The 7,550-nt window shown below is 74.2% G+C and carries 6 protein-coding genes and 1 pseudogene; 5 read left to right on the top strand and 2 right to left on the bottom strand.

Features of this window, described 5'->3' with window-relative positions; translation table 11 throughout:
• Positions 1-663: 663 nt before the first annotated feature.
• Complete coding sequence (locus AC0CYZ_RS08135) at positions 664-2,100, bottom strand: FAD-binding oxidoreductase (protein WP_472214093.1); 1,437 nt, start codon at positions 2,098-2,100, stop codon at positions 664-666.
• A 374-nt stretch (positions 2,101-2,474) separates the two neighbouring features.
• On the opposite strand from AC0CYZ_RS08135, the gene AC0CYZ_RS08130 reads away from it, so the two are divergent.
• The 5 genes from AC0CYZ_RS08130 (at position 2,475) to AC0CYZ_RS08110 (ending at position 6,410) form a co-directional block, all read left to right on the top strand.
• On the top strand, positions 2,475-2,984 hold the full coding sequence (locus AC0CYZ_RS08130; RefSeq protein WP_472214091.1) for a methylated-DNA--[protein]-cysteine S-methyltransferase: 510 nt from the start codon (positions 2,475-2,477) through the stop codon (positions 2,982-2,984).
• Between the two features lie 66 nt (positions 2,985-3,050).
• Positions 3,051-4,100, top strand: coding sequence for a hypothetical protein (locus AC0CYZ_RS08125; RefSeq protein ID WP_472214089.1), 1,050 nt, complete (start codon positions 3,051-3,053; stop codon positions 4,098-4,100).
• Between the two features lie 78 nt (positions 4,101-4,178).
• Complete coding sequence (locus AC0CYZ_RS08120; protein WP_472214087.1) at positions 4,179-5,000, top strand: urease accessory protein UreF; 822 nt, start codon at positions 4,179-4,181, stop codon at positions 4,998-5,000.
• Entirely contained in the window at positions 4,990-5,652 is a 663-nt protein-coding gene (ureG, locus tag AC0CYZ_RS08115) for an urease accessory protein UreG (protein ID WP_472214085.1), read from the top strand. The genes AC0CYZ_RS08120 and ureG overlap by 11 nt, the downstream gene beginning before the upstream one ends.
• A 23-nt stretch (positions 5,653-5,675) precedes the next feature.
• Complete coding sequence (locus tag AC0CYZ_RS08110) at positions 5,676-6,410, top strand: urease accessory protein UreD (protein ID WP_472214083.1); 735 nt, start codon at positions 5,676-5,678, stop codon at positions 6,408-6,410.
• Here the strand turns inward: AC0CYZ_RS08110 and AC0CYZ_RS08105 are convergent.
• A pseudogene (locus tag AC0CYZ_RS08105) lies at positions 6,392-7,550 on the bottom strand (hypothetical protein); the annotation flags it as partial. The gene AC0CYZ_RS08110 and the pseudogene AC0CYZ_RS08105 sit on opposite strands and share 19 nt — an antisense overlap.

Raw genomic sequence — 7,550 nt, 5'->3', positions numbered from 1 at the left:
GTTGCCCCCGCCGTGGTGAGTCCTAGCCCCAGCACCAGCCCTCCCGCGATGGCGACCAGTACCACGCCGCAGGCGAGGGCGGTGAACACCCAGCCTCGCCTCTGTCTCTGCCCGCTGTCTGTCTTGCCCGTCCCGACGCGTGCGGTGGGGGTGCCGGGCGAGGTCGTCGCCGCAGGGACCACCACGAGGTTGACGGTTCTCGCGGCCAGTCCGGGGTCGGGGGCCTCGCGCGGGCATCCTCTGCGCTCCATGACACCACCCCCCACGTGGGTTCGTGCCGCTCACCGTCCGCCCTCGACTCCGCCGCGGCAACCGTCCCGCCGCGCCCGATCTCGGATGCGCTCGATGGTCGTCCTCGACCGATGAGCGAGCCCGGGCCAGTGACGCGCACCGCCGGCACAGACTCGGTAGGCGGAAATGCCGCCGTCGGCGCCAGCGGCGGGCCGGGTGGCCATGGATCCGACGGCGCAAACACCGACGCGAACGTCGGCAGCATCCCGCTTCCGGGCGGTACGGGCGGTTCAGCTCGTAGGTCCACCACATCGATGAGCGGAGCGTGATCTCCGCCATCCCGGTCCGACGGTCGCCTCCATCTGATCGTGCGGGTAGGGCTCGCTGTCCACGTCGACCGCGCCAGGCATCCCTCCTCGCTCCGCCGGTTCCTCAGGCGCTGGGCAGCACGTTGTTGTTGAGGCGGAAGAAGTTCTCCGGGTCGTAGACGGCCTTGATCTCGGCCAACCGCTGGAGATTGCGCCCGAAGGCGGTCTGCACGTTCGCGTCGAGCGGTTCCTCGGCCAGTCCCGTGAAGTTCAAGAACGGCCTTCCGTTCCCGTAGCGGGTCATCTCCTGCCATGCCGACCGGGTCCAGGCGATCGCCGAGGCGTCGTCGGCAACGTCGGTCCACATGCTGTCGTAGGACACCATGAACGGCGCCGACCGCTCGGGGAACGCCGTGTCCTCCGGGCCGACGTCGTGCACCGCACCTCCGAGGTAGAACGTGTTGGCGAGGCTCATCGGCCCTGGCCGGTCCATGGCGCGTGCCGCGATCGCGTCGATCGCCTCGTCGGTGAGCTCGTCCAGGTACTGAGATTTCCAGTAGGCGCGCAACGTCTGGCGCGGGAAGAACGGGTCGAACGCGGTTTGCACGGCGGTGTAGGGCATGGGCTGCGACATGTCGAACAGCGGCGTGCCCAGTTCCCGCAGCGGCTGCAGCGTCGTCATCCCGGCGTCGACGTCGCCGCAGTGGACCGCGCCGACGATGGCGACCGGCCGGTCGTGGATCACTTCGGGCATCCCGGGAGCGGCCGGGAAGGTCATCGTCACGATGAACGAGGTGACCTCGCGAGGAGCTCCCACGATGTAGTCGCGCCACCCCCGTTCGATCCGGCCGAGCTCCTCGAGCGGGTAGAACGCGCCGGCGAAGGCGACCATCGGCCCGACCGGGTGCAGCCGGAAGGTGAAAGAGGTGACGACCCCGAAGTTGCCGCCACCCCCGCGCAGCGCCCAGAGCAGGTCGGGATGCTGTTCGGCGGAAGCCGTCACCACCCGGCCATCGGCCGTGACCACCTGGGCCTCGACGAGGTTGTCACACGCCAGGCCGTACATCGCGTTGAGGTGGCCGTACCCGCCGCCGAGGGTCAGCCCGGCGACCCCGGTCTCCGACACCCGTCCCAGCGGCGTGGCCAGTCCGAACGCCTGGGTCTCACGGTCGACGTCACCGAGCAGGGCGCCGCCCTGGACGTGCGCCAGCCGCCGATCGGGGTCCACCTGCACGCCGCGCATGAGAGACAGGTCGATGAGCATGCCCTCGCCTACCGAGGACAGACCCGCGACCGAGTGCCCGCCGCCGCGGACACCCACCAGGAGGCCGTGCTCGCGAGCAAAGGTCACCGCGTCGACGACGTCCGCGGTCCCGGTGCAGCGGGTCGAGATCGAGGGCTGCTCGGGATGCATGGCGTTCCACGCCACGCGGGGTTCGGTCGCGACGTCCACTCCGTCGGGAGCCACGACCGAGCCCCGGAGGTGCTCCCGCAGCTCTTGGAGGGCGTCCTCGGGGAGCTGCTCCCTCGAACCGTCCGGCCTGAGTGCCGTCACCGTCATGACCCATCACCCTCTCGTCGCAACGTTCCGATGGCACGCGTCGAAACGACCACCAGAAGTGACAGTAGGTGCGAGAGCGAGATCGAAATATGCTTCATTCGGGGGCTTGACTCACGGCATCCAATGCAACACGTGCTGAATGCAGATGTCGAGCGCACCTACAGAATGGCTGCGGCTGGTCGACGTAGGCGCAATGGAAGGCGGTGTTGCCTTGCTCGGCCTCTGAGCTTCTCGCCCGGACCCGACGCCCCGCCTGATCGACCACGCCGGGCTCACGGCCGTCTTCTGCAACAACCCCCGCCTGCCGGTGCCGGAGTGCATCACCTCCTGTTCGACCGGGCGAGGCTGTCGGTGGGGTCTGCGATGGTGGCCCGGTGACGACGACGCACTCGGTGCACGAGAGCCCGCTGGGGCCGCTGACGCTGCGCGCGGACGACGGGGTGCTGTCCGGGCTCTACATGACCGAGCACCGGCACGGGCCCGGCCCGCAGCGGCTGGGGGAGCGGGTGGCCGACGCGGCGCCGGCGGCCCGGGAGCAGCTCGCCGCGTACTTCGCGGGGGAGCTGCAGGAGTTCTCGGTCGAGGTGCTGCTGCGCGGGACCGAGTTCCAGTCGCGGGTCTGGGCGGCGCTGCGCGACATCCCCTACGGCGCGACGTGCAGCTACGGCGAGCTGGCGGTGGCCATCGGGGCGCCGACGGCGGTCCGGGCCGTGGGCCTGGCGAACGGCAAGAACCCCGTCAGCATCGTCGTGCCGTGCCACCGTGTCGTGGGGGCGAACGGGTCGCTGACCGGCTACGGCGGGGGCACCGACCGCAAGCGCGCGCTCCTCGACCTGGAGGGCGCGGCCGTCGTGCACGGCGAGCCCGCCCTGTTCGGGCGGTGACCGCGCCGCCGGGGCCGCCGACCCGTAGCCTGCCCGGACTATTGGATCTCGGCTGGGGGGTCGGCCATGGCGGATCAGGACGACGGCGGGTACGCGCCGCAGGACCGCGGGGCGCCTGGTTCATCGCGCTCGGGTCGGCACTCGGACCAGTCCGGAGGTCATGGCGGCGACCAGCAGGGCTATGACCAGCAGGGCTATGACCAGCAGGGCTACGGCCAGCAGGGCTACGGGCAGCAGGGCTACGGGCAGCAGGGCTACGGGCAGCAGGGCTACGGGCAGCAGGGCTACGGGCAGCAGGGCTACGGCCAGCAGGGCTACGGCCAGCAGGGGTACGAGCAGCAGGGCTCCGGGGCCGCGGCCGGGACCTCCACCGCCGCACCGCCGTCCGCCCCGGCCGCGGCGGTGCGCAGCAACGGGTTCGCCACGGCCGGCTTCGTCGTCGGACTGATCGGGCTGGTCTTCTCCTTCATCCCGTTCATCGGGGTCATCGCGTGGCCGTTGGTCATCATCGGACTGGCCCTCGCGGTCGTCGGACTGGTCCGCGCCGGGCGACGCGGCGGGCGCGGGATGGCGATCGCCGGCATCGTCGTCTCGCTCCTCGGGCTGCTGATCTGCATCATCTACGCGGCCACGTTCGCGAAGGCCGTCAGCGACACCCAGCCCGTGGTGGGCACGCCGTCCGCGTCCGCTCCGGCCCCGGGCGGGCCGACCGACCAGGGCGCGGCGTCGAACACGGCACCCTTCGGTACCCCGATCCGCTACCCCAACGGGCTCGAGGTGACGGTGGCCGCGCCGACCCCGTTCACCCCGTCCCAGTACGCCGCCGGGGACGCCGGAGCCAAGGCGTTCCAGGTGAAGGTCACCATCAAGAACGGCACCAACGAGGTCTACCAACCACCGCAGACCAGCGTCAGCGCCTCGGTGGACGGACAGGATGCCCCGGCGATCTTCGACTCGACCAAGAAGATCCTGGGGCCACCCAACACCTCGGTCCAGCCGGGCAAGAGCACGACGTACTCCTTGGGGTTCGGCTCGCCCTCGCCGTCGGGTGACCTGCAGGTCGACGTGCGGCCGGGATTCGTCCTCAACCCCGCGACGTTCACGGGCCGCCTCTGACGCGTCGCGACCCGGGCCTGCTGTCGACGAAACGTCGCGGTCACCTGGGCGCGCACGGCGCCCCACTAGGGTGAGTCGGTGCCGCCCGCTCCTGCGCTCTGGCTGCTCGCCGACTCCCGGTTGCCGACCGGGGGACACGCCCACTCCGGGGGCCTCGAGGCCGCCGTGAGGCGGGGGCTCGTGCGGGCCCCGGAGGACGTCGCGGCCTGGCTCGCCGGCCGGGTCCCGACGGCGGGGCTGGTCAACGCGGCGGCCGCGGCGGCGGCGTGCGCGCTGGTTCCTGAGCGAAGGGCCCCTTCGGTCGCATCTAGTGGCGAGGGGCGCCCGTCACCGGAGGCGGAGCGCCCGGGCGGTCCTGAGCGAGGGGCCCCTTGGGTCGAATCTTGTGGCGACGGGCGCCCCGCACCGGAACCGCAGTGGGCTCCCGGGATCGACTGGGCGCGCTGGGACGCCGCGCTGTCCGCCCGCACCCCGGTCGCGGCGCTGCGGGAGGTGTCGCGGGCGCAGGGCCGGGCGATGCTGCGCACCGTCCGCGCGGCCTGGCCCCACGCCGCCGTCCACGGGCTCGGTGCGCGGCCCCACCAAGCGTTCGTGCTCGGCGTCGTCACCGCCGCGGCCGGGGGCTCGGCGCACGACGCGGCCGCCCTCGCCGTCCACCACCTCGTGGGCCAGGTGTGCTCGGCGGGGGTCCGGCTGCTCGGCCTCGACCCGCTGGCGCTCGCGGGCGTACACGCCCGGGCCCTCGAGGAGCACACCGACGTCGTCGCCCAGGCCACCTACGCCGGCACCCGGGCCGCCGTCGCCGACGACCCCGACCTGCTGCCCACCGCGACGACGCCGCTGCCCGAGGTGCTCGCCGTCGTGCACGCCCGTTCCGAAGGAGCCCTCTTTGCTTCATAGACTCGACGACCAGGACCTCGGCGGCGGGGCGCACGACCACCCCGAGAAGCCCGGCCGCGCCGTCCGCATCGGGATCGGCGGCCCCGTGGGCTGCGGGAAGACCGCCCTGGTCGCGGCGCTGTGCCGGGTGCTGCGGGACGATCTCTCGGTCGCCGTCGTCACCAACGACATCTACACCACCGAGGACGCCGACTTCCTGCGCCGCGAGGCCGTCCTCGACGCCGACCGGATCGTCGCCGTGCGCACCGGCTGCTGCCCCCACACCGCGATCCGGGACGACGTCACCGCGAACCTCGACGCCGTCGAGGACCTCGTGGAGCGGTTCGACCCCGACCTCGTGCTCGTCGAGTCCGGCGGCGACAACCTCACGGCCACCTTCAGCTACGGCCTCGTCGACCGGCAGATCTTCGTGATCGACACCGCGGGCGGCGACGACGTGCCCCGCAAGGGCGGCCCGGGCGTCGCGGGGGCCGACCTGCTCGTGATCAACAAGGTGGACCTCGGCCCCCTGGTCGGCGCGGATACGTCGCGGATGGCCGCCGATGCGGCCCGGGTCCGGGACGGGAAGCCGACCGCGTTGACCTCGGTGCGCACCGCGCCGATCACGGAGGTGGTCGACTGGGTGCGGGCCCAGGTGCCGGTGACGGCGTGACGGCGGTCGCCGGGGTCCCTCCGGTGGGCGCGTCGGCGGTCGAGGCGGCGGCCCGGCTGCGGCTGGTCGACGGCCGGCTGACCTTCGCCTCGGCGCCGCCGGTCGTCCTGCGGCGCACCGGACGGCGGCGGGTGCACGTCGTCGCGGTCGGCGGCGGACCGCTCGGCGGGGACCGGCTGCGGCTCCGGATCGAGCTCGGGCCGGGGGAGCGGTTGGCGGTGCACAGTGCCGCGGCCACCGTCGTGCAACCGGGCCGCGACGCGGGGGCGGCCGCCTCGTTCGATGCCGAGGCCGTGCTGGCCGAGGGGTCGGCGCTCGACTGGCGCCCCGAGCCGACGGTGGTCTGCGACGGCGCGGTCTGGGCGCCCTCGGTGCGCCTCGACGCCGCGGAGGGCGGGCGGGCCCGGGTGGTGGAGCAGCTCGTGCTCGGGCGCTCCGGGCAGGCAGGGGGCCGGTGCGCGTCGACCACCCGTGCGACGGTCGGGGGCGTCCCGGTCCTCGCGTCGACGACGGTGATCGACGGCGCCGACGCCGCCCTCACCGGGATCGGCGGGACCGATGGCGCGCGGTCGGTGGGCTCGGTGCTGGTGGTCGGCGAGGCCGCGCCGGACGCGGAGGAGGCCCACGACGACGGCGGGGTCGTCTGGGCACGCACCCCGCTCGACGGCCCGGGCAGCCTGCTGACCGCCGTCGGGACCACCCGGGCGGTCGCCCGGGTGCTCGCCCGCGAGGGCGGCGGTCAGCCGCCCTGGTGGTGACCGTTCGACGGGGGCTCGTCGCGCCATGAGCCGGCCGGGCCGAAGCCGCGGTCCTGGCTGCTCGTCACGGGCTCGAACCAGCCCGCGACCTGCGCCTTCGCGCGGTCGACCAGGCCCGGCCGCTCCTCCTCGCCAGGGTCGGAGGCCGGCTCGGCCTCCGACGCCGCGGCCGGGGAGGCGCCGGTCGGGGTACCCCCGATCGACTCTTCCGGCGGGACGCCGGGCGTGAAGAGGTCCCCGTGGCCGGTGGCACCCTCGCCGGTCGGGGTGGACGTGGGCTCGTGGGCGCGACCGAACGGCGGGACGGCACCGACCCGGGGAGCCCCCCGGACCGGCGGCACCGGCCGTGCGGGCGGGGTGACTCCCGCCGGCGGGGTGGCTCCGGCCGGCGGGACGGCACCCGCCGCCGGAACGGCTCCGCCCGGCGAGGGCGCGTCGGCCGCGGGGACGGCTTCCTCCGGGGCGGTTCCCTCGGGTCCGGCCGCGTCGCCCGGAGCCTCGGCCCCTGGCGTGGGAGTGGTGTCGGTCGCCTCTCCGGCGCCGGACGTGGCGGGGGTGTCGGACGGGCCGGTGGCGTGGGACGGGGAGTCGGCCTCGGGCTGGTCAACGCCCACCGGAGGGCCGTCGTTGTCGACGTGGCCGTCGCTGTCGCTGTCGACGTCGCCGTCGCCGTTAGCACCGTCCGGCTCACCGATCTCAGCCTGGTCCGCCGTCGCGTGGTCGAGGACGTGATCGCTCTCGTCGTGCACCGCATCGTCGTGCCCGGTTTCGGTCCGGGGGCGCCCGTCGTCGGCGTCGTGGTCGCTGTTCGCGGAGGCGGGGACCCCGCCGACGGCGCTCTCGTCCACGCTCACGTCGCTGGGGTCCGCGGGCGGGTCGGCCGCAACGGAGGGCGCCGTCCCGGGAGCGGCCTCGTCCACGTCGTCGGTGTGCGCTCCCGGGTCCGCCGCGGGCGTCCCGGCCGGCGTGTGGGTCCGCATCGTCTCGGTGACCGGCTCATCGCCCGCGGACCCTGCGGCGGCCCCGGCGGCGGTCTCGGGGGTGTCGGCGGCGTCCGCCGCGGCGGCGTCGTGCTCCTCCGGGTCCGTCGAGGTCCCGGCCAGGGCCGCACCGGCGCCCGCCGCACCAGCGCCCACAACC

The sequence above is a fragment of the Actinomycetospora sp. genome (assembly GCF_055612215.1).
Note: the sequence above shows the minus strand (reverse complement) of the source record. Positions and strands in the feature narration are given on the sequence as shown.

Excerpts from the sequence above, each read along its gene's own strand:
- AC0CYZ_RS08135 (WP_472214093.1), bottom strand. The coding sequence starts at position 2,100 with ATGACGGTGACGGCACTCAGGCCGGACGGTTCGAGGGAGCAGCTCCCC.
- AC0CYZ_RS08125 (WP_472214089.1), top strand. The coding sequence starts at position 3,051 with ATGGCGGATCAGGACGACGGCGGGTACGCGCCGCAGGACCGCGGGGCG.